At 70.5% G+C, this 20,016-nt stretch carries 18 protein-coding genes; 8 read left to right on the forward strand and 10 right to left on the reverse strand.

Annotated elements, in window-relative coordinates:
• Positions 1-38 precede the first annotated feature (38 nt).
• Entirely contained in the window at positions 39-713 is a 675-nt protein-coding gene (locus ACZZ97_RS00315) for a carbohydrate ABC transporter permease (RefSeq protein WP_463471852.1), read from the reverse strand.
• 379 nt (positions 714-1,092) lie between these two features.
• Positions 1,093-2,349, reverse strand: coding sequence for a sugar ABC transporter substrate-binding protein (locus tag ACZZ97_RS00320; RefSeq protein ID WP_463471853.1), 1,257 nt, complete (start codon positions 2,347-2,349; stop codon positions 1,093-1,095).
• 163 nt (positions 2,350-2,512) lie between these two features.
• Between ACZZ97_RS00320 and ACZZ97_RS00325 the strand changes: the two genes are divergently transcribed.
• A complete protein-coding gene (locus ACZZ97_RS00325) occupies positions 2,513-3,532 on the forward strand; it encodes a LacI family DNA-binding transcriptional regulator (protein WP_314100703.1) in 1,020 nt (339 codons plus the stop codon).
• Positions 3,533-3,573: 41 nt separating this feature from the next.
• Here ACZZ97_RS00325 and ACZZ97_RS00330 read toward each other — a convergent pair whose 3' ends face one another.
• The 8 genes from ACZZ97_RS00330 to ACZZ97_RS00365 all read right to left on the reverse strand — a co-directional run bounded on the left by ACZZ97_RS00330 (position 3,574) and on the right by ACZZ97_RS00365 (position 10,929).
• Positions 3,574-4,290: a B3/B4 domain-containing protein gene (locus ACZZ97_RS00330; protein WP_463471854.1), complete on the reverse strand. Its 717-nt coding sequence runs from the start codon at positions 4,288-4,290 to the stop codon at positions 3,574-3,576.
• Positions 4,287-4,562, reverse strand: a complete 276-nt coding sequence (locus tag ACZZ97_RS00335) for a helix-turn-helix domain-containing protein (RefSeq protein ID WP_463471855.1) — start codon at positions 4,560-4,562, stop codon at positions 4,287-4,289. Before ACZZ97_RS00335 ends, ACZZ97_RS00330 begins: the two co-directional genes overlap by 4 nt.
• A gap of 26 nt (positions 4,563-4,588) precedes the next feature.
• A complete protein-coding gene (locus ACZZ97_RS00340; RefSeq protein ID WP_463471856.1) occupies positions 4,589-4,747 on the reverse strand; it encodes a RidA family protein in 159 nt (52 codons plus the stop codon).
• Positions 4,744-5,808 (reverse strand): LacI family DNA-binding transcriptional regulator, encoded by a 1,065-nt coding sequence (locus tag ACZZ97_RS00345; protein ID WP_314100706.1) that lies wholly within the window; start codon positions 5,806-5,808, stop codon positions 4,744-4,746. The genes ACZZ97_RS00340 and ACZZ97_RS00345 overlap by 4 nt, the downstream gene beginning before the upstream one ends.
• A 24-nt stretch (positions 5,809-5,832) precedes the next feature.
• Complete coding sequence (locus ACZZ97_RS00350) at positions 5,833-7,788, reverse strand: glycoside hydrolase family 127 protein (RefSeq protein ID WP_463471857.1); 1,956 nt, start codon at positions 7,786-7,788, stop codon at positions 5,833-5,835.
• A 3-nt stretch (positions 7,789-7,791) separates the two neighbouring features.
• Entirely contained in the window at positions 7,792-8,613 is an 822-nt protein-coding gene (locus ACZZ97_RS00355; RefSeq protein ID WP_314100708.1) for a carbohydrate ABC transporter permease, read from the reverse strand.
• 10 nt (positions 8,614-8,623) lie between these two features.
• The gene (locus tag ACZZ97_RS00360) at positions 8,624-9,559 is read right to left on the reverse strand and encodes a carbohydrate ABC transporter permease (RefSeq protein WP_463471858.1); all 936 of its coding nucleotides are present in this window, start codon (positions 9,557-9,559) and stop codon (positions 8,624-8,626) included.
• Positions 9,560-9,636: 77 nt separating this feature from the next.
• The gene (locus ACZZ97_RS00365; protein WP_463471859.1) at positions 9,637-10,929 is read right to left on the reverse strand and encodes an ABC transporter substrate-binding protein; all 1,293 of its coding nucleotides are present in this window, start codon (positions 10,927-10,929) and stop codon (positions 9,637-9,639) included.
• Positions 10,930-11,050: 121 nt separating this feature from the next.
• Here ACZZ97_RS00365 and ACZZ97_RS00370 point away from each other — a divergent pair, with 121 nt between their 5' ends.
• The 7 genes from ACZZ97_RS00370 to iolD all read left to right on the forward strand — a co-directional run bounded on the left by ACZZ97_RS00370 (position 11,051) and on the right by iolD (position 20,003).
• On the forward strand, positions 11,051-12,040 hold the full coding sequence (locus tag ACZZ97_RS00370) for a LacI family DNA-binding transcriptional regulator (RefSeq protein WP_463471860.1): 990 nt from the start codon (positions 11,051-11,053) through the stop codon (positions 12,038-12,040).
• Positions 12,041-12,193: 153 nt separating this feature from the next.
• Positions 12,194-13,639 (forward strand): sugar porter family MFS transporter, encoded by a 1,446-nt coding sequence (locus tag ACZZ97_RS00375; protein ID WP_463471861.1) that lies wholly within the window; start codon positions 12,194-12,196, stop codon positions 13,637-13,639.
• Entirely contained in the window at positions 13,636-14,607 is a 972-nt protein-coding gene (gene iolC, locus ACZZ97_RS00380) for a 5-dehydro-2-deoxygluconokinase (protein WP_463471862.1), read from the forward strand. Before ACZZ97_RS00375 ends, iolC begins: the two co-directional genes overlap by 4 nt.
• Positions 14,600-15,529, forward strand: coding sequence for a class I fructose-bisphosphate aldolase (locus tag ACZZ97_RS00385; RefSeq protein WP_463471863.1), 930 nt, complete (start codon positions 14,600-14,602; stop codon positions 15,527-15,529). Before iolC ends, ACZZ97_RS00385 begins: the two co-directional genes overlap by 8 nt.
• A 35-nt stretch (positions 15,530-15,564) precedes the next feature.
• Positions 15,565-17,106, forward strand: coding sequence for a CoA-acylating methylmalonate-semialdehyde dehydrogenase (locus tag ACZZ97_RS00390; RefSeq protein ID WP_463471864.1), 1,542 nt, complete (start codon positions 15,565-15,567; stop codon positions 17,104-17,106).
• Positions 17,107-17,181: 75 nt separating this feature from the next.
• A complete protein-coding gene (iolB, locus tag ACZZ97_RS00395; protein ID WP_463471865.1) occupies positions 17,182-18,108 on the forward strand; it encodes a 5-deoxy-glucuronate isomerase in 927 nt (308 codons plus the stop codon).
• Positions 18,105-20,003 carry a 3D-(3,5/4)-trihydroxycyclohexane-1,2-dione acylhydrolase (decyclizing) gene (gene iolD, locus ACZZ97_RS00400; RefSeq protein ID WP_463471866.1) on the forward strand — a complete coding sequence of 633 codons (1,899 nt, stop codon included), beginning with the start codon at positions 18,105-18,107 and terminating at the stop codon, positions 20,001-20,003. Before iolB ends, iolD begins: the two co-directional genes overlap by 4 nt.
• The last annotated feature ends 13 nt before the right edge of the window (positions 20,004-20,016 follow it).

Here is a 20,016-nt window from a genome sequence, read left to right on the forward strand (position 1 = left end):
GGCGGACGTGGGGGCCGCGGCGGGCCGGACGGTGGCGCTCACGACTGGTCCTGCTTCCTCTGCACTCGCAGGTAGACGAACCCGCAGACGAGCGCCATGACGATCAGCAGGTTGCCGACCGCGGCGGCGGGTCCGAAGGAGGGGAGGGTCGAGCCGAAGCCGAGCTGGTACGACCAGATGGCGAAGGTGGTGGAGGCGTCGCCGGGCCCGCCGCGCGTCATGATCCAGATGATGTCGAAGACCTTGAGCGTGTAGACGAGGCCCAGCAGGATCGTGATGGCCGAGACCGGGCGCAGCAGGGGGAACGTGATGCGCCAGAAGACCTGCCAGGCGTTCGCGCCGTCGAGCGCCGCCGCCTCGTAGATGTCGCCGGGGATGTTCTGCAGCCCGCTGTAGAGGATGACGAGGTTGAACGGGATGCCGATCCAGATGTTGGCGATGATCACGCTGGTGAGTGCCCACTGCGGCGAGGTGAGCCAGTTGACCTGATCGCCGCCGAGCGTGCGGATGACGGAGTTGACGACGCCGCTCTCGCTGTTGAGCATCCACGACCAGGTGGAGGCGCTGACGATCAACGGGAGCAGCCACGGCACGAGGAACAGGGCCCTGAGGGTCGACGACAGCGGGAACTTCTGGAAGAAGAAGACCGCCAGGGCCATGCCGATCGAGAACTGGAAGGCGATCGAGACGCCGGTGAAGAGCAGGGTGTTCACCAGGGCCGGCCCGAAGGTCGGGCTGGAGAAGACGTCGGTGAAGTTCTCGAGCCCGATGAAGGGCGCCGTCCCGTCGATGAACGACCGGACCGTGTAGTCGTGCGTCGACAGGTCGACGTTGCGGACCAGCGGCCAGACGTAGAAGACGGCGAGGTAGGCGACGACCGGGGCGAGGAACGCCCAGGCGGTGAGCTGGGAGGCCCCCGGTCCGCGTCGTCGCGGGCGTCGAGGCCCCCCGCCGGGGAGGTCGGGGCTCAGGGCCGACCTCCCCCGGGCGGTGCCTCGCGACGTTCGATCGTGTCGGTGCTCATGGTGCTGCTCCTCGTCGTCCGGCGGTGCCCGGTGCGGTGGGTGGGGTGATGCGGTGGCGGTGCGGGGACTACTCGGTGGCGGACGCGGCGGCCTGCTGCGCCTCCTGCAGGGCTGCCTCGGGGTCGGACGACCCGCTGAGGCTGTTCTGCACGGCCTTCCAGAGCTGCTCCGAGATCTTCGGGTAGTCGGTGCCGAGGTCGTCGCTGGTGCGGCCCTTGGCGTCGGCGACCGCGGTGACCCACGGCTCGAGGTCGGGGTCGGTGGCGACCTGCTCTGCCTGGGCGTCCTTCGTGGGGGCCACGTAGGACAGCGTCGTGTCGGTGGCGACGAGGTTGTCGGTGCTCGTCAGGCACGACTGGATCTTCTCGCTCACCTCGTAGCGGGCGTCGTCGCTCTGGACGGGGACGGTGAGGAACTCGCCGCCGGTCGGTGCGGGGGCTGCGCCGCCGTCCTTCGAGGGGATCGAGATGATGCCGTAGTCGATGCCCGACTCCTTGACGCCGGCGAGCTGCCACGTGCCGTTCTCGCTGAAGGCGTACTCGCCGGTCAGGAACTCCTGCCAGCTCGTCGTCTGCGTGTTGTTGATGACCGAGTTGGGGGCGTAGCCCTTCTCGACCCAGTCGGTCCAGAGGGCGAGCGCCGAGACGGCGTCGTCCGAGTCGAGCTCGGTGAGGTCGGCGCCCGAGCCCCAGTACCAGGGCAGGAACTGGAAGCTGCCTTCTTCCGTCCCGATGCCCGAGAAGGTGATGCCCTTGCCGCCGGAGGCGGAGACCGCCTCGAGAGCGGAGGTCAGGCTGTCCCAGTCGGTGATCGACGCAGGGTCCACGCCTGCGGCGTCGAGGACGGTCTTGTTGTAGTAGAGCGCGAGGGTGTTGGCGCCGATGGGGACGCCGTAGGTCTTCCCGTCGAGCTGGCCGGCGGCCAGGATGTTCGCCTCGATCTCCGAGGTGTCGGCGCCCGTCTCGTCCGTGTCGGTCAGCAGGCCTGCCTCGGCGAGGGTCGAGACGACCGGGTTGTCGACGAGCAGGAGGTCGGGCGAGTTGCCCTGCTGGCCGGCGAGCAGCGCCTTGCTGGTGAGGTCGGACGTGTCGTATCCGGTGCGCTCGACCGTCACGCCCGCCTCCGTGCCGCACTTCTCGATGAGCTTCGCCCAGTCGCTCGAGTCGTCGAACTGGGGGTACGGGTCCCAGAACGTGTAGGTGCCGGTCGCGGCGTCGGTCGAGCCGCCGCCTGCTCCGCCGGCACAGCCGGTCAGGGCGAGGGTCGCGGCGGCCAGGCCGACGACCGCGACGGCGGTGCGCTTGCTGCGGATGAACGAGATCACAGGAGGTTCCTCTCTGAACTGCTGCGGATGCTCTGTCAGAGAGCCCGGCAGGTGCAGCACAGGGCGCTCATCGTCGAGAGCAAAGAGACCGAAACTGGTTTCGGGTGCGAAGTTACACGGGCATGACTTGCTCGTCAATCACTTTGTGAACTATTTTCGGTACATGACCACTGCAGGAGGCGGCAAGGCGGCGGCCCCCGTCACGCTGGCTGACGTCGCCCGAGCTGCCGGGGTGTCGGTCGCGACCGCCTCCAAGGCCCTGAACGGCCGGGCGCAGGTGCGGGAATCCACCCGGGTCAAGGTGCAGGAGGCCGCTGCGGCGCTCTCGTTCACGCCCAACTTCTTCGCGCAGGCGCTGAACTCGGCCCGGACCGGCACGATCGGGATGGTCACGAGCGACCTCGACAACCGGTTCGTCCTGCCCGTGCTGCTGGGCGCCGAGGACGCGTTCGGCTCGGGCTCGTTGTCGGTGCTGCTCGCCGACGCCCGGGACGACGCGCTGCGCGAGCAGCTGCACCTGCAGACGCTGCTCACGCGTCGGGTCGACGGCCTGCTGATCGTCGGTCGGACGACGAACCCGCGTCCGCCGGTCCCCCTGCTCGCGGACGTCCCGGTCGTCTACGTCTACGCACCCTCCAGCGACCCCGCGGACGCCTCGTTCACCCCCGACAACGTCCAGGCCGGACGGCTGGCCGCCGAGCACCTCATCGAGAAGGGGCGGACGCGGATCGCCCTCGTCAACGGCGAGGCCTCGTACGCCGCGGCTCGCGACCGGGCCGTGGGCGTCCAGCAGGCCCTGTCCGCAGCCGGGCTCGAGCTGGTCGGGGGGACGTCCCTCTTCGGGCAGTGGGGCGAGGGGTGGGGCAGGGACTGCGCGCGCCTCCTCGTCCGGGGCAGCGAGCCCGTCGACGCGATCATCGGCGGCAGCGACCACATCGCCCGCGGTGCGATCGACGCGTTGCGCGACGAGGGCGTGAGCGTCCCGGGCGACATCTCCGTGATCGGCTTCGACAACTGGGACCTCCTGGTCCGCGAGTCGCGGCCGCCCCTGACGAGCGTCGACATGTCGCTCGAGCAGCTGGGCCGCTCTGCTGCTCAGCACCTCGTCGACGCCATCGGCGGGGCGCCCTCTCCCGGCGTCGTCGCCGGCCCGGTCCGCCTCGTCGTCCGGGACTCGGCCTAGTCGCGTCGAGGTCCGATGGGCAGGTCCTGCGCCGGAGCCCGTCAGGCGGTCGCCGTGCCGCCGAGGGTGCGGGACGCGACGAGCACGTCGGGCCCGAGCCTCGACAGGTGGGTGGCGAGGTCGTCCGTCGAGGCTCGGAGCTGCTCGTCGGTCATGGGCGCGAGGGCGTCGAGGATGAACAGGGCGCTCGTGGTGCTGTCGCGCAGCTGCGTCCGCCGACCCTGGCGCCAGTTCCAGCGACGGCAGGTGACGCCGGCGTCGTCGCGCCAGACGACCTCACCGGTGTCGGGGTGCTCGGTCACGTCGGCGCCGCCGGCGGTCGTGTCGAAGTCCTCGTCGCCGGAGGCGCGGGTCAGGTGGGGTGCGCCGACGTAGTGGTCGAGGTCCTCACCGCCCAGGGGAACCTGGTGCAGGACGGAGATCGCGTTGTAGATGTCGGTCAGCCTGTTCACCCGCGGCAGGCCGCCTTCGGCGCGGCGGAGGAGCGCCTCGAGGCTGTTCCGGGTGCGCTGGGGCTTGGCCCCGAAGCTGCGGTAGGCGTCTCGCCAGGCCGCGACGTGCGCCAGCTCCTCCACGGGCGAGGCGGAGAGCAGCGCGCGAGCTCGCTCCTCGGCGGCGCTCAGGAGATCATCGGTCGCCTGGTCGCTGTCGCCGGGCGTGAGACCCGACACGGCGAGGAGGGACACCCGGTAGTCGGGCCGCAGCGCCAGGACGCCGTCGTCGATCCGGGCCTGGTCGAGCAGGGCGAAGGTGGTCATGGTCGTTCCTCTCGGGGTTCTCCTGACGGGGGTGGGGTGATCAGCTCGTCCAACCTGCCCAGTTCGAGTCCCAGCTCGCGGAACAGACGCACGACGACGAAGACACTAGGCCCTGTGCCCTGGCCGGTCTCGATGCGCCGCAGCGTCGCGGTCGCGATCTCACAGCGCCTCGCGACGTCCTCCTGCCGGAGGCCCATGGCGATCCGGGCGCGCCTGACGAGCCGACCCAGCCGACCCGCCGGGCCGGGGTCCGAGAACAGCGGGCTCGGCACGGGATCCTCCTGAGGACGCCACCACGTCAGATCGACGCGGTGGCCTCGATCTCGATCCGCGCCCCGAGCGGCAGGCCGGCCACGGCCACCGTCGTCCGCGCGGGGTACGGGGCCTCGAAGACGGAGGCGTAGACGCAGTTCACGGCGTCGGGAGCGCCGGGAGCCTCGAGAGAGGTCCGTGTCATGGTCGCCGTCCTGTCGCGGGCAGCTGGACCTCCGGTGCCGGAGCGGGCGCGGTGGAGCCCCTGACCACGAGGCGAGTCGGCACGACGTGCACGCCGGCCCCGCCCCCGCCGTCGATCGCGGTGAAGAGGAGGCGGGCCGCCAGCCGCCCGAGTTCCTCCAGGTCCATGCTGATGGACGAGAGCGGCGGACGCGCCTGGGTGGCGATGTGGCGCCAGTCGTCGTGGCCCATCACGGCGATGTCGGTCGGCACTCGTCTTCCCGTCTCACGAAGTGCGTCCAGGACTCCCCGTGCGAGCTGGTCGGCACCACACGCGATCGCATCGATCTCCGTGTCGCTCGCCAACAGGCGGCGCGTCTCGCGACGGCCCCACGCCTCCGTCCAGTCCCCGAAGAACGGACCCCCGCCGACGAACTGCAGGCCGCGGCTCGCCATCGCCTCACCGGCTCCGGCGGCGCGATCCACGGCCGCAGCGAAGCTGGGGTCTCCTGCCACGTAGGCGATGCGGCGTCGACCGGAGTCCAGCAGGTGCTCGATCGCCAGGCGTCCTGCTCCGTAGCCGTCGCTCACCACGCTGATGTCGGTCGGGTCGGCGCTGGGGGAGTAGGCGTAGACCACGGGCACCCTGAGGTCACGGCCCAGGCTGGGGCGGGGGTTGGTGGTGTCGCCCACGACGATGAAGCCGTCGACCCTCCTCGCGAGCAGGGCCCTGACCTGCTCTCTCTCCTTCTTCGCGTCCCCACGGGCATCGCAGAGGAAGGCCTGTATGCCGCCGGTCCCGAAGGCGTCCTCGGCGCCCATCATGACGGGGATCGAGAACCGCCCCTCGAGATCGTGAGTGATCAGCCCCACGGTTCCCGAGCGCCCGTGGGGGCGGTTCGCGTCGAGCCGGGTGGGCGTGAAGCGGAGTGCCGCGGCTGCACGCTCGACCCGCCCGCGCGTGTCCGCCCTGACCTTGTATCCGCCTCGCAGCGCCTTGGACGCCGTCGCGATCGAGACGCCCGCGGCCGCGGCGACGTCCTTGAGCGTCGCGGGGCGGTCTGGAGGACGACGGTCAGCCATCTCGGCCGCCGTCCCGTCCCGTCCTCATCGCCCGTCACGCACCCACACGCGCATCTCGCCCTCGCCGCGGTTGGCCCAGCTGAAGTAGGGCACGAAGACGAGCTCGGCGGGCTGCTCGACCGGATCGACGCTGCGGTAGAGCCCCGTGCCGGGGATCTGCGTCCGGATGCCGGCCGCCTGCACCGTGTGCACGTCACCGAGGCGACCCGTCCTCAGCTCCGCGTCTCGGGGGAGCGCCAGCATCTGCAGCTCGGCCCCGTTGTCGACCTCCTCCAGGGCGTAGACGAGGGGGCCGCGCGCGACGGCGACCTGACCGGCGTGGTCGGCCAGCCGGGCGTCGGGACGCAGGCGGCGCGGCGTCGTGTCGAGCTGCAGCACGACGCGGTCGCCGGCCGTCCAGCTGCGAGTGACGCTGACGTAGCCGTCGTCGCCGAGGATCGCCTCGTCGGCGAGGTCCACGTCCTCGCCGGCGACCGTGAGCGTGGAGGCCGCCGACCAGGCTGGCACCCTGAGGGTCACGGTGAACGGCGACGACGAGGGGTGCTCGACGCTCAGCTCGACGCGCCCGCTGCCGAGCACGTCCGCGTCGATCGTCACGCGCGCCTCCTCGCCCCCCACCGGCACGCGCACCTCGCCCGAGACGGCGACGTGCACCACGAGCTCGTCGTCGCCGAAGGCGTAGGCGTAGGAGCCCAGGGAGGTCAGCAGGCGCGCGACGTTGGGCGGGCAGCAAGCCACCTCGAACCACTCGTGGCGTCCGACGCCGCCCCGGCTGGACAGGGGGTTGTCGTAGAAGAAGCACCGCCCGTCGTGCGAGAGCCCCGCGAGCACGCCGTTGTGGAGGACCAGCTCGAGCACGTCGCCGTAGCGACGGTGGCGGTCGATGCGGAGCAGGCGCTGGGCCCACATGGCCAGGCCGATGGCGGCGCAGGTCTCGGCGTACGCCGTGGCGTCGGGCAGGTCGAAGTCCTCGGTGAAGCCCTCGTTGACCGCGCTCGTCCCGATCCCGCCGGTGACGTAGGTGCGACGCGAGAGGAGGTGGTCCCACAGCCGACGGCACGCCTCGAGCAGCGAGTCGTCGCCCTGCTCGCGTGCCAGGTCGGCCATCGCCGAGTACAGGTACATAGCCCGGACGGAGTGGCCCACCGCCTCCGACTGCTCGCGGACCGGGGCGTGGGCCTGGAGGTACTCACGGCTGCGGCCAGGGTGGTCGGGGCCGGGGAAGTGGTCGCCGAACCAGCCGGACGTGCCTCGCCGCTCGGCCTCGAGGTCGAAGAAGTAGGGCTCACGGCCGCGTTCCTCGACGAAGTAGGAGGCGAGGTCGAGGTACCGCTGCTCGCCCGTCGCTCCGGCGAGCTTGACCAGGGCCAGCTCGATCTCCTCGTGGCCGTCGTATCCGCGGAGCTGCCCGTCACCGCGGCCGAACACCGCCTCGATGAGGTCGGCGTAGCGGCGCACCACGTCCAGGAGGCTGGTCTTGCCGGTCGCGGCGTGGTGTGCGACGGCAGCCTCGATGAGGTGCCCGGCGCAGTACAGCTCGTGGGCGTCACGGAGGTCGGTGAAGCGGCCCGCGGGGTCGATGGTCTGGAAGTAGGTGTTGAGGTAGCCGTCGTCTTCCTGCGCGGCGGCGAGGAGAGCGATGACGTCGTCGAGCTGGGCGTCGAGGTCGGCGTCGGGGTGGTCGACCAGGCTGTTGCTCGCGGCCTCGATCCACTTGGCGACGTCGCTGTCCCAGAAGATGTGCGGCACCGGGTCGCCGACCAGCTCTTCGTGGCGGAGCGCGTGCAGGTGCCCCACCGTGTCGAGCTGGTGGCGCTGGAACGGGATCGTCTCGGCGACGACCGTCTCGATGCGGGGCGACCAGAACGTGTCGTCGACGGTGACGGCGTCCAGCGGCGCAGGGCGCGAGGGACGGCCGCGGCCAGCGGCCGCGATCGCGTCGGCCTGGTGGTCCGTGGTGTGGTTGATGGTGTCGGTCATGGCTCAGCCCTTCAGAGCGCCGGAGGTGAATCCGCGGACGTAGTACCGCTGGAGGAGGAGGAAGAGGAACAAGCACGGGATCGCCGAGACGATGACGCCGGCCTGGAGCGCTCCGTAGTCGACCTGGCCGAGGCTGCCGCTGCGGAGGCTGACGAGGGCGACGGGCAGCGTGAAGCGAGATCCGTCGGTGAGGAAGATCAGCGGTGCGATGAACTCGTTCCAGGAGGCGAGGAACGCGTACAGGCAGACGGTGACGACGCCGGGGACGGTACCCGGCAGGAGCACCTTGAGGAAAGCGGTCCGGCTGGTGCAGCCGTCGACGTAGGCGGCCTCGTCGAGTTCCCTGGGCAGGGACTCGAACGAGTTGCGCATCATGAACAGGCTGAAGGGCAGCTGCAGCATCACCAGCACGAGGGCGAGGCCCACGAGGCTGTCCTGCAGGCCGATCCAGCCGAGCAGGACGTACAGGGGGATGAGGATCGTCGCGTACGGCACCATCAGGATCGCCAGGGCCAGGACGAAGAGCACGTTCTTGCCCGGGAAGGTGAGCCGGGCGAAGGCGTAGCCGGCGGGCACGGAGACGACGAGCACGCCCGCGACGGTCATGAGGGCGACGGCGCCGGTGTTGAGCACGTACGTGCCGAGGCCGCTGCCGTAGTCCACGACCCGGCTGTAGTTGGCGAACCCGAAGCCGCCGTCGGGCGAGGCGCCCGAGTCGGTGAGGGAAGACCAGAGGGTCCAGGCGAGGGGCAGCAGGAAGGCCACGGCGATGACGATCGAGACGACGTGCCAGGCGGTGGCGCCGAGAGTGCGTCGGAGTTTCACGGTCGGCCGCCTACTTGGTGTTGTCGCGCCGGAGGAGCGCGAACTGGGCGAGGTTGAGGACGAGGAGGAACGCGAGCACGACGACCGACAGGGCGGCGGCGGTGCCGAGGTCGTACTGCACGAAGGCCTTGCGGTACAGGGCGATCACGAGGGTCACCGTCGAGTTGTCGGGCCCGCCGCTCGTGAGGACGTAGAACTGGTCGAACGCCAGCACGCTGCCCGTGACCGAGAGGATGAGCATCAACGCCAGGGACGGGCGCAGCAGCGGCACGGTGACGGACCAGAAGGTCCGCATCGGCCCCGCGCCATCGACACGCGCCGCTTCGTAGACCTCGTCGGGGATCGCCTGCAGCCCTGTGAGCAGGATCAGCATGAAGAACCCCGAGAATCTCCAGATCACGAGCAGGAGGGTCGACCAGAACGCGCCCGCCGGGGTCGCGATCCAGGCCACCGGCCCGATCCCGAAGGTCGCGAGCAGCTCGTTGAGGCCGCTCGTCGGCTGCGTGTAGAGACCGTAGAAGATCAGGGCGCTCGACGAGATGCCGATGGCGGCGGGGATGAAGAACGCGGTGCGGTACAGCGCGGTCCCGGGTCGAGCTTGCTGGATGAGCAGTGCCAGGCCGAGGGCGATCGCGCTGAGCACGACGGTCGTCACGATCGTGTAGACGAGCGTGAACCCGGCAGCCTTCACGAAGAGAGGGTCGGAGAGGCCCGCGAAGTTGGCTCCCCAGTTCGGCTTCGAGACGCCGATGAGGGGCCAGTCGTTCAGCGACATCCAGAAGAGCAGCCCCAGCGGGAGGACGAAGACCACCCCGACGACGAGAGCGGTGGGGGCGGCGAAGAGGAGCCCGGTGCGTCGCTGCTCGGCGAGGTGGGCTGAGGTGCCTGCCCGGGAGCGTCGTGTGGTTCTGGGGTTGGCGTCTGGTGGCGCGGCGAGAGTGACCATGGTCGTCCTTGACTTGTGGTGGGGGTGGCGTACGAGGGCCGGCGGGGCCCAGGATGCTGGGCCCCGCCGGCTGGTGCTCACTGGCTCAGTGCTGCGGAGATGGCGTCGTTGTCGGCGCCTCGCTCGGCGGCGTCACCGAAGACCTGGTTCCGGACGTACGCGGTCCAGGGGCCGTTCGCGTCGTTGAAGGTCGAGCCGAAGGCGGCCGAGACGGGGGTCTGGCCGACGGAGACGAGGCGTGACAGCTCGGCGACGTTGGGGTCGGCCTCGGAGTACTCGTTGTCAGCGAGGTCGGTACGAGAAGGCAAGGCGCCGCTCTTGGCCACGACGTCGATCTGGGCCTCGTCGCCGATGGTCCAGGACAAGAAGTCCCAGGCAGCTGCCGCCTTCTCGCTGGTCGACGCGATGCTCAGCGTGTCGCCGCCGAGGAAGGTGCTCTCGCCGCCGTCGACACCGGGCACCGGGGCGATGCCGACGTCGAGGGTGTCGGACTTCGGGTAGGTCCCGTACGCGGTGGCGCCGAGGACCTGCCAGCCGATCTGGCCGGTGCCGAACGCCGTGCCGAAGGTGGCGCCGGTCTCGGTCTGGGCCGCTTCGGGAGCGAGACCGTCTTCCCACGCCGTGCGGTACTGGTCGTAGACCGAGCCGGCTGTGTCGGTGTCGAGATCGGCTTCGGTTCCGTCGTCGTTGAGGACTTCTCCGCCGTCGGCCCAGATGCTCGGCCAGGTGGTGAAGAGCATGCAGCCGCCGCAGTTGCCGCCGAAGTAGAAGCCGTCAGCGCCCTCGACCCCGTCGATCGCCTTGGCCGCCTCGAACCAGCCGGGGAGGTCGGTGGGCGGGGAGTCGGGGTCGAGTCCCGCCTTCTCGAAGAGCACCTTGTTGTAGAACACCGCGGAGAGGTCGATGTCGTGCGGGACGGCGTACTTCTTGCCGTCGGCCGACGTGCCCACCGCGATGTGTCCCTCGGCGAGGTCGTCGGCGAAGGGGAGCGCGTCGATCTCCGCGGTCAGGTCGCGGAAGAGCCCCTTGGTGACGTAGTCGGGGGTGAAGACGACGTCGGACGAGACGATGTCGGGCAGCTGGCCGGCACCTGCAGCGCTCGCGACCTTCTGCTGGTAGGCGTCGAAAGGGACCACCGTCAGCTCGACCTGGTTCTCGTGGCTGTCGTTGTAGGCGTCGACCAGTGCCTGGGTGTAGTCGCTGGTGGCGGACCGGGTCCACATCGTGACGGTCGTGCCGTCGTCGGTGGCTTCGAGCTGACCGCCCGTCGAGGCGGCCGGGCCTGTCTGGCAGGCACTGAGGAGGAGCGCAGCGGCCACGGCGGACGCCGAGACCACCGCCAGACGGCGGGGCGCGAGAGGACGTTGCACGAGATCTCCTTTGATCGATCGAGGTCGTTCCTCGATGCCGAAAACGTTGTAGTGAAAGTACGGTCGGGCTACAGTTTTCGTCAAGGAACGAAAACGAAAACTCTACGAATAAGGATTCGCCATGGACCGCGTGCGCATCGTCGACCTCGCCGCCGACCTCCAGGTCTCGATCTCGACGGTCTCGAAGGCGCTCGCCGGCAGCTCGGAGATCAGCGACGCGACCCGCAGTCGTGTCCAGGGCCGTGCGTCAGAACTCGGCTACCGTCCGAACGGCGCTGCACGGCGCCTCCGCACAGGGCGGACGCGGGCGATCGGGCTCCTCAGCCACGACAGCATCGGCTGGCAGAGCCTGCCCGTGCTCCTCGGCGCGGAAGAGGCCTTCGGCGCCGAGGAGACGGCCGTCCTCCTGAGCGACGGGCGAGGCGACCCCGTCCGCACCCGGCACCACATCCGCACCCTCCTGGACCACGGCATCGACGGCATCATCGCCCTGTCGCACAGCACCGACGACCAGGCCTCCCTCGGCCAGGTGGGAGTGCCCGTCGTCTACGCCTACGGCGCCTCCGACGACCCTGACGACTTCTCCGTCGTGCCCGACGAGTCCGAGGGTGCCCGGCGAGCTGTCGAGCTGCTCATCGGACTCGGCCGGACCCGCATCGGCCACGTGGCCGGGCCGAGCTCCTACGCGGCCACGAAGCGCCGGGCCAAGGCGGCAGACCAGGCCCTGCGTGCGCGTGGGCTCCAGTTCGCCGGCGGTCGGCCGCTCTCCGGCGAGTGGTCGGAGCACTGGGGCAGGGTCGGGACCGAGATGCTCCTCGAGCGGGAGCCGGAGCTCGACGCACTCTTCTGCGGGAACGACACGATCGCCCGGGGTGCTCTCGACGCGCTGGCCCGGCGTGGTCGGAGCGTGCCCGGCGACGTCGCCGTCATCGGGTATGACAACTGGGAAGCGATCGCCGCGGGGAGCAGTCCGGCGTTGTCCACGGTCGACATGAACCTGCGCGAGGTCGGGAAGACGGCGGCGCAGAGCCTGGCGAGCCTCATCGGGGGCCAGCAGCTCCGAGGCACGAGGCGTCTGGAGACCAGCCTCGTCGTCCGCCAGTCGACCTGACGAGGTGGCAGTGTCGTCTCGCCGATCTTCGTCGCGTCGACTATGAATGATTGACAGGACATTACGGCATGGCTAGTCTCAACCTGTCGCTGGCACCAGGGCGATGCACCCGCACCGATGCGCGGCGCAGTCACCACAACCAATGGAGGAATCGTGGTCACCAACACGTCCGGGAGCAGCCCTCGCACGGCGCTCCCCGCCCTGGTCTCAGGGCCGCACACGAAGAGACTGGGCACGGTCGCGGTCATCGCCACCTTCGGCGGCCTCCTCTTCGGCTACGACACCGGCGTCATCAACGGTGCGCTCGACTCGATGGAGGAGAGCCTCGGGCTGACCCCCGCCAGCGAGGGGATCATGGTCTCGGCCATCCTCATCGGCGCCGCCGTGGGCGCGTTCTTCATCGGTCGCATCTCGGACGCGTTCGGTCGCAAGCCCACGATCAACACGCTCGCGATCCTCTTCTTCTTCGCCGCGCTGGCGTGCGTCCTCGCCCCGACGTGGGAGTTCCTGACCGGAGCGCGGTTCTTCCTCGGCATCGCCGTCGGCGGAGCGTCGGTCACCGTCCCGGTGTTCCTCGCCGAGCTCGCGCCGACCGAGCAGCGCGGCGGGCTCGTCAGCCGCAACGAGCTCATGATCGTCTCCGGTCAGCTGGCCGCGTTCACCATCAACGCGGTCATCGGCAGCGTCTGGGGCGAGCACGACAACGTGTGGCGCTACATGCTGTCCGTCGCCGTCCTGCCGGCCATCGCGCTCTTCATCGGGATGTTCCGGGTCCCCGAGAGCCCCCGCTGGCTGATCGCCAAGGGCCGTGACGACGACGCGCTCGCCGTGCTCAAGCAGATCCGTGCCGACGACAGGGCCGTCGCCGAGATGGCCGAGGTCCGCCTCCTCGCCGAGGAGGAGAAGGAGGCCAAGAGCGCCCGTCTCGCCGACCTCGTGGCCGAGCCCTGGCTCCGCAAGATCCTCTTCATCGGGATCGGGCTGGCCGTCGCCCAGCAGCTGACCGGCATCAACTCGATCATGTACTACGGCACCCAGGTGCTGCAGCAGTCCGGCTTCTCGCAGAGCGGCGCACTCATCGCCAACGTCGGTGCCGGCGTGATCGCGGTCGTCGCCATGCTCGTCGCCCTGCGCGTGATCAACAAGGTCGGCCGACGCAACATGCTCATGTTCGGCTTCGCCGGCGTGACCGTGTTCCACCTCCTGATCGGCCTGTCGTCCCTGCTCATCCCCGAGGGCCTCGGCCGGGCGATCGTCGTGCTCGTGTTCGTCATCTGCTTCGTCGGCACCATGCAGGGCACCATCGGCCCACTGGTCTGGCTGATGCTCTCCGAGATCTTCCCGCTGAAGCTGCGCGGCGTCGGGATGGGCCTGACCGTGCTCATCCTCTGGCTGACCAACTTCGCCGTCAGCCTGCTGTTCCCCATCCTCGTGGCGGGCATCGGCATCTCGACGACCTTCTTCATCTTCGCGGTGCTGAACGCCGCCTCCCTCGTCTTCGCCGCCACCCGCGTGCCCGAGACGAACGGTCGCTCGCTCGAGCAGCTCGAGGAGGACTTCAGCACCGGAGCCATCTACGTCGTGAAGGACAAGAAGTGACGACCGACGAGACCACCACGAGCCCGCTCGACGTCCTCACCATGGGGCGGATCGGCGTCGACATCTACCCGCAGCAGTCCGGGGTCCCGCTCGAGCAGGTCGAGACGTTCAGCAAGTCGGTCGGCGGCAGCGCCACGAACGTGGCCATCGCCGCCGCGCGGTACGGTCGCCGGGCAGCCGTCCTCACGCGGACCGGCAACGACCCGTTCGGCCGGTACGCCGTGCAGGAGCTCGAGAGGCTCGGCGTCTCGACCCGGCTGATCTCCACGGTGGAGGGCCTCCCCACGCCCGTCACGTTCTGCGAGATCTTCCCGCCCGACGACTTCCCGCTCTACTTCTACCGCCAGCCCAAGGCCCCCGACCTCATGATCAGCGCCGGCAAGCTCGACCTCGCGGCCATCGAGCAGGCAGGTGTCTTCTGGACCACCGTCACCGGCCTCAGCGAGGAGCCGAGCCGCCAGGCGCACCACGTGGCGTGGCAGACCCGGGCGCGTCGGCCGCTGACGATCCTCGACCTCGACTACCGGCCGATGTTCTGGAGCAGCCCCGAGGTCGCCCACCGCGAGGTCGAGCGAGCGCTCGAGCACGTCACGGTCGCCGTCGGCAACCGCGAGGAGTGCGAGGTCGCCGTCGGCGAGACCGACCCCGACCGGGCCGCCGACGCGCTGCTCGAGCGTGGCGTCGAGCTCGCCGTCGTGAAGCAGGGGCCGAAGGGCGTGCTGGCCAAGACCCGGGACGAGCGCGTCGAGGTGCCCGCGCACCTCGTCGAGGTCATCAACGGGCTCGGCTCGGGCGACGGCTTCGGCGGCGCCCTCTGCCACGGCCTGCTCGAGGGCTGGTCGCTCGACCGCACCCTCCGCTTCGCGAACGCGGCCGGCGGCATCGTCGCCACCCGCTTCGAGTGCTCCACCGCCATGCCGACGACCGCCGAGGTCGAGGCCGTCCTCGAGGAGGCGCACCGTGCCTGAGCAGACCACCAGCGTCGACGAGGCGGTCAGCGCCTCGCAGTTCGACCGCCTCCGTGAGATCCGGGCCACCGAGCCGGAGCGTCTCGGCGAGGTCCTCGCCTCCCGCACGCGTCGTCTCCCGCTCGAGGGCGACGGCAAGCTCTTCATCGTCGCCGCCGACCACCCGGCGCGTGGTGCCCTCGGCGTCCGGTCCGACACGACCGCGATGGCCGACCGCTACGACCTCCTCCGCCGCCTCGTCGTGGCTCTCGGTCGTCCCGGCGTCGACGGAGTCCTCGGCACGCCGGACATCGTCGAGGATCTCGCGCTGCTCGGCGCCCTCGACGGCAAGGTCGTCGTCGGCAGCATGAACCGGGGCGGCCTGCAGGGCGCCTCGTTCGAGCTCGACGACCGCTTCACCGCCTACTCGGCCGGGTCGATCGTCGCCTCGCGCCTCGACTTCGCCAAGCTGCTCGTGCGGATCGGCCTCGGCGACCCGGGCACCGCGGCGACCCTCGAGGCGACCGCGCGCGCCGTCACGGAGTCGGCGGCGCTGCGCCTGCCGATCATGCTCGAGCCCTTCATGAGCGAGTGGCGCGACGGTCGGGTCGTCAACGACCTCACCGCCGACGCCGTCATCAAGTCGGTCGCCGTCGCCTCCGGCCTCGGAGAATCGTCGGCCTACAGCTGGCTCAAGCTGCCCGTCGTCGACGAGATGGAGCGGGTGATGGCGTCGACCACGCTGCCGACCCTCCTGCTCGGGGGCGACCCGACCGGCCACCCCGACGAGACCTACGCCCGCTGGGGCGACGCTCTCGCCCTCCCCGGGGTCCGCGGCCTCGTCGTCGGCCGCACCCTGCTCTACCCCGCCGACGGCGACGTCGCCGCGGCGGTCGACGTGGCCGCCAGCCTCGTGCACCCCGCCGAGCCCGCCCGACGCTGACCGCGCCTCCTCTCGAGATCCGGAACGGAACCACCATGACCACCACCACCAGCACCACGCCCGCAGACGGCACCGTCGCCGCCGACGGCCGCCCCCTCGTCGCGCACTGGATCGACAACGCCGAGGTGCCCGGCACGAGCGGCCGCACCGCCCCCGTGTACGACCCGGCCCTCGGCGTCGTCACGAAGGACGTCTCGCTCGCCGACCAGTCGGAGATCGACGCCGCCGTCGCCTCCGCCGCTCGCGCTTTCCCTGCCTGGCGCGACCTCTCCGTCACGAAGCGGCAGCAGATCATGTTCCGCTTCCGCGAGCTGCTGAACGAGCGCAAGGGCGAGCTCGCCGAGATCCTCACGTCCGAGCACGGCAAGGTGCTCAGCGACGCCCTCGGCGAGATCACCCGCGGCCTCGAGGTCGTCGAGCTCGCGACCGGGTTCCCGCACCTGATCAAGGGCGAGTTCTCGCAGCAGGTCTCGACCGGGGTCGACGTCTACTCGACGAAGGCGCCGCTCGGCGTCGTCGGGATCATCAGCCCGTTCAACTTCCCCGCCATGGTGCCGATGTGGTTCTTCCCCATCGCGATCGCCGTCGGCAACACCGTCGTCCTCAAGCCCAGCGAGAAGGACCCGTCCAGCGCGATGTTCCTCGCTCGCCTCTTCGCCGAGGCGGGCTTGCCCGAGGGTGTCTTCAACGTCCTCCACGGCGACAAGGAGGCGGTCGACGGTCTGCTCACCCACCCCGAGGTCAAGAGCATCTCGTTCGTCGGCTCGACCCCGATCGCGCAGTACATCTACGAGACCGCCGCCAAGCACGGCAAGCGCGTCCAGGCGCTCGGCGGCGCGAAGAACCACATGCTCGTGCTGCCCGACGCCGACCTCGACCTCGTCGCCGACAGCGCGATCAACGCCGGCTTCGGGTCGGCCGGCGAGCGCTGCATGGCGATCAGCGTCGTCGTCGCGGTCGAGCCCGTGGCCGACGAGCTGATCGAGAAGATCACCGCCCGCATGTCGGGCCTCACCGTGGGCGACGGGCGCCGCAGCTGCGACATGGGCCCGCTCGTCACCGAGCAGCACCGTGACAAGGTCTCGAGCTACATCGACATCGCCCTCGGTGACGGCGCCGACGTCGTCGTCGACGGCCGCGGAGTCGAGGTCGACGGCGAGGCCGACGGCTTCTGGCTCGGCCCCACCCTGATCGACAAGGTGCCGCTGACCAGCCGCGTCTACACGGAGGAGATCTTCGGGCCCGTCCTCTCGGTCGTGAGGGTCGCCTCCTACGAGGAGGGCGTCGCACTGATCAACGCCGGCGCGTACGGCAACGGCACGGCGATCTTCACCAACGACGGGGGCGCGGCGCGGCGCTTCCAGGCCGAGATCGAGGTCGGGATGATCGGCATCAACGTGCCCATCCCCGTGCCCGTCGCCTACTACTCGTTCGGCGGCTTCAAGGACAGCATCTTCGGCTCGGACAAGGCCTACGGGATGCAGGGCTTCGAGTTCTTCACCCGCGAGAAGGCGATCACGTCGCGTTGGCTCGACCCGAGCCACGGCGGCGTCGACCTGGGGTTCCCCCAGAACTGACCGACCTGCAGGATTCTCCCCAGGCTGCTCGCTCGCGACCCCACGGTCGCGGCACTCGATGATGAGGTGGACGACATGAACGACGAGACGCGCTGGTTCTTCCCGCGAGGGGACCTGGCACGAGGTGGCTGGCAGACCGTCGTCGACGGCGAGGTCGACGGCTGGCAGCACACCGGCCTCCGCGTCGGAGAGCTGGCAGGCGGCGCCGAGCTCCGCCTCCCGGCACGACAGGTCGAGCGCATGGTCGTGCCGCTCTCGGGCGACGTCGTCGTCGAGTGGAGCGACGGCCGCGGCGGCTCGGGAACGGTCGAGCTCGCAGGGCGCCGATCGGTCTTCGACGGCCCCGCCGACGTCGTGTACCTGGGCATCCACACGGAGGCGCGGGTCACCGGGTCGGGTCGCGTCGCGGTCGCCGAGGCGCCCGCCGACCAGGTGCTCGACGTGCAGGTGCTGCGCGCGGCCGACATCCCGGTCGAGATCCGGGGGGCAGGTCGCTCCACCCGACAGGTGCACAACTTCGGCACGCCGGCCGGGCTGCACGCCCAGAAGCTGATCGTCTGCGAGGTGGTGACCCCGGCCGAGAATTGGTCGTCGTACCCGCCGCACAAGCACGACGAGTCGGTGCCGGGGGTCGAGTCCCGGCTCGAGGAGATCTACTACTTCGAGTCCGACGTCAGCCGTGGTCTCGAGGCCCCCGGGCAGGCCGACCCGTTCGGCATGTTCGCCACCTACGGCTCACCTGCCGGGCAGATCCAGGTGGACCAGCTCGTCCGCACCGGCGACGTCGCCCTCGTTCCCTTCGGCTACCACGGGCCCGCCGTCGCCGCCCCCGGGTACGACCTCTACTACCTGAACGTCATGGCAGGCCCCGACCCTGAACGCGCGTGGCTCATCACCGACGACCCGGCCCACGGCTGGGTGCGCACCCAGTGGGAATCGCAGGACCCTGACCCCCGCTTGCCCTACCTCCCCACCGCAGCACCGAAAGGACCGCGTCGATGACGACGAAGCGACTCACCGTCGGCCAGGCCCTGGTCGAGTTCCTCGCCAACCAGTGGACCGTCGACGGCGACGTGCGCGAGCGCACGATCCCCGGGATGTTCGGCATCTTCGGCCACGGCAACGTCGCCGGCGTCGGCCAGGCCCTGAAGCAGTACCACGTCGACCGCCCCGGCCTGATGCCCTACCTGCAGGCTCGGAACGAACAGGCCATGGTCCACGAGGCCGTCGGCTACGCCCGCATGCACCGGAGGCGCGCCACCTACGCGAGCACCGCCTCCGTCGGTCCGGGGGCCGCCAACATGCTCACCGCCGCCGCCCTGGCGACGACCAACCGCCTCCCCGCGCTGCTGCTGCCGAGCGACACCTTCGCGACGCGGGTCAGCGACCCTGTGCTGCAGCAGATCGAGATGCCGCACGACACCTCGCTGCAGGTGACCGACGCGTTCCGGCCGTTGTCCCGCTTCTTCGACCGGGTCGACAGGCCCGAGCAGCTGTTCTCGATCGCCCTCGCCGCCCTGCGGGTGCTGACCGATCCTGCCGAGACCGGTGCCGTCACGATCGCCCTCCCCGAGGACGTCCAGGCCGAGTGGCTCGACGTGCCCGAGGAGTTCCTGCAGCCGAGGGAGTGGCACATCCGCCGTCCGGTCCCCGAGCGCGGGCCCCTCGAACGAGCGGCGGCCGCGATCCGGTCCGCGAAGCGCCCGGTCATCGTCGCCGGCGGGGGAGTGCTCTACTCCGGCGCCGAGCAGCAGCTCGACGCCCTCGCCCGTGCGACCGGCATCCCCGTCGGGACCACGCAGGCCGGCGGCGGGTCGCTCGCCTGGGACCACCCCCAGTACCTCGGCGGCATCGGAGCCACGGGCACGACCGCCGCGAACCGCATCGCCGCCGAGGCGGACGTCGTCATCGGCATCGGGACCCGGTACAGCGACTTCACCACCGCGTCCCGCACCGCCTTCCAGGACGCGGACGTGCAGTTCGTGAACGTCAACATCGCCTCGTTCGACGCCTACAAGCACGGCTCGCAGCTGCCCGTGGTGGCCGATGCCCGCGAAGCGATCGACGCCCTCGGCGCAGCGCTCGCAGAGCACGCGGTCCCCGCCGAGCACTCGACGCGCGTCGCCGCCGAGAAGGCGGCGTGGGACGACCTGGTCGACGAGGCTTTCCTGCCGTCCGGGCTCGCACTGCCCGGTCAGCCGGAGATCATCGGCGCCGTCCAGGCCGCCAGCGACCCCACCGACGTCGTCGTCCAGGCAGCCGGGTCGCTTCCCGGCGACCTGCACAAGCTCTGGCGCGTCCGCGACCCGCTCGGCTACCACGTCGAGTACGCGTTCTCGTGCATGGGGTACGAGATCGCGGGCGGCCTCGGCGTCAAGCGGGGCGCACCCGACCGCGACGTCATCGTCATGATCGGCGACGGCTCGTACCTCATGCTCCACACCGAGCTCGTCACCGCCGTGGCCGAGGGCATCAAGATCATCGTCGTGCTCATCCAGAACCACGGCTACGCCTCGATCGGGCACCTGTCCGAGACGGTCGGCGCCGACCGCTTCGGCACCCTCTACCGCAAGCTCGACCCCGACGCCCTCGACTTCCAGGGCACGGAGGTCCTCCCGGTCGACCTGGCGATGAACGCCCGCAGCTACGGGGTCGACGTCATCGAGGTCGAGCCGTCGGAGAACTCCGTCGCCGACCTGAGCGCGGCGATGGCGACGGCGAAGGCATCGTCGACGACCACCCTCATCCACATCAACAGCGACCCGCTCGTCTACGCCCCCGACGGCGAGGGCTGGTGGGACGTCCCCGTCGCCCAGGTCTCCACCCTCGCGGCGACCGAGGAGGCGCTCGCCGAGTACCGCGAGCACCGCTCGGCCCAGCGCCCGCTCCTGGGCTGACCCCCTCAGCTCG

It is taken from the genome of Frigoribacterium sp. AC512, assembly GCF_979258295.1.

Excerpts from the sequence above, each read along its gene's own strand:
- ACZZ97_RS00325 (WP_314100703.1), top strand. The coding sequence starts at position 2,513 with ATGACCACTGCAGGAGGCGGCAAGGCGGCGGCCCCCGTCACGCTGGCT.
- ACZZ97_RS00330 (WP_463471854.1), bottom strand. The coding sequence starts at position 4,290 with ATGACCACCTTCGCCCTGCTCGACCAGGCCCGGATCGACGACGGCGTC.
- ACZZ97_RS00340 (WP_463471856.1), bottom strand. The coding sequence starts at position 4,747 with ATGACACGGACCTCTCTCGAGGCTCCCGGCGCTCCCGACGCCGTGAAC.
- ACZZ97_RS00345 (WP_314100706.1), bottom strand. The coding sequence starts at position 5,808 with ATGGCTGACCGTCGTCCTCCAGACCGCCCCGCGACGCTCAAGGACGTC.
- ACZZ97_RS00350 (WP_463471857.1), bottom strand. The coding sequence starts at position 7,788 with ATGACCGACACCATCAACCACACCACGGACCACCAGGCCGACGCGATC.
- ACZZ97_RS00360 (WP_463471858.1), bottom strand. The coding sequence starts at position 9,559 with ATGGTCACTCTCGCCGCGCCACCAGACGCCAACCCCAGAACCACACGA.
- ACZZ97_RS00370 (WP_463471860.1), top strand. The coding sequence starts at position 11,051 with ATGGACCGCGTGCGCATCGTCGACCTCGCCGCCGACCTCCAGGTCTCG.
- ACZZ97_RS00390 (WP_463471864.1), top strand. The coding sequence starts at position 15,565 with ATGACCACCACCACCAGCACCACGCCCGCAGACGGCACCGTCGCCGCC.
- iolB (WP_463471865.1), top strand. The coding sequence starts at position 17,182 with ATGAACGACGAGACGCGCTGGTTCTTCCCGCGAGGGGACCTGGCACGA.
- iolD (WP_463471866.1), top strand. The coding sequence starts at position 18,105 with ATGACGACGAAGCGACTCACCGTCGGCCAGGCCCTGGTCGAGTTCCTC.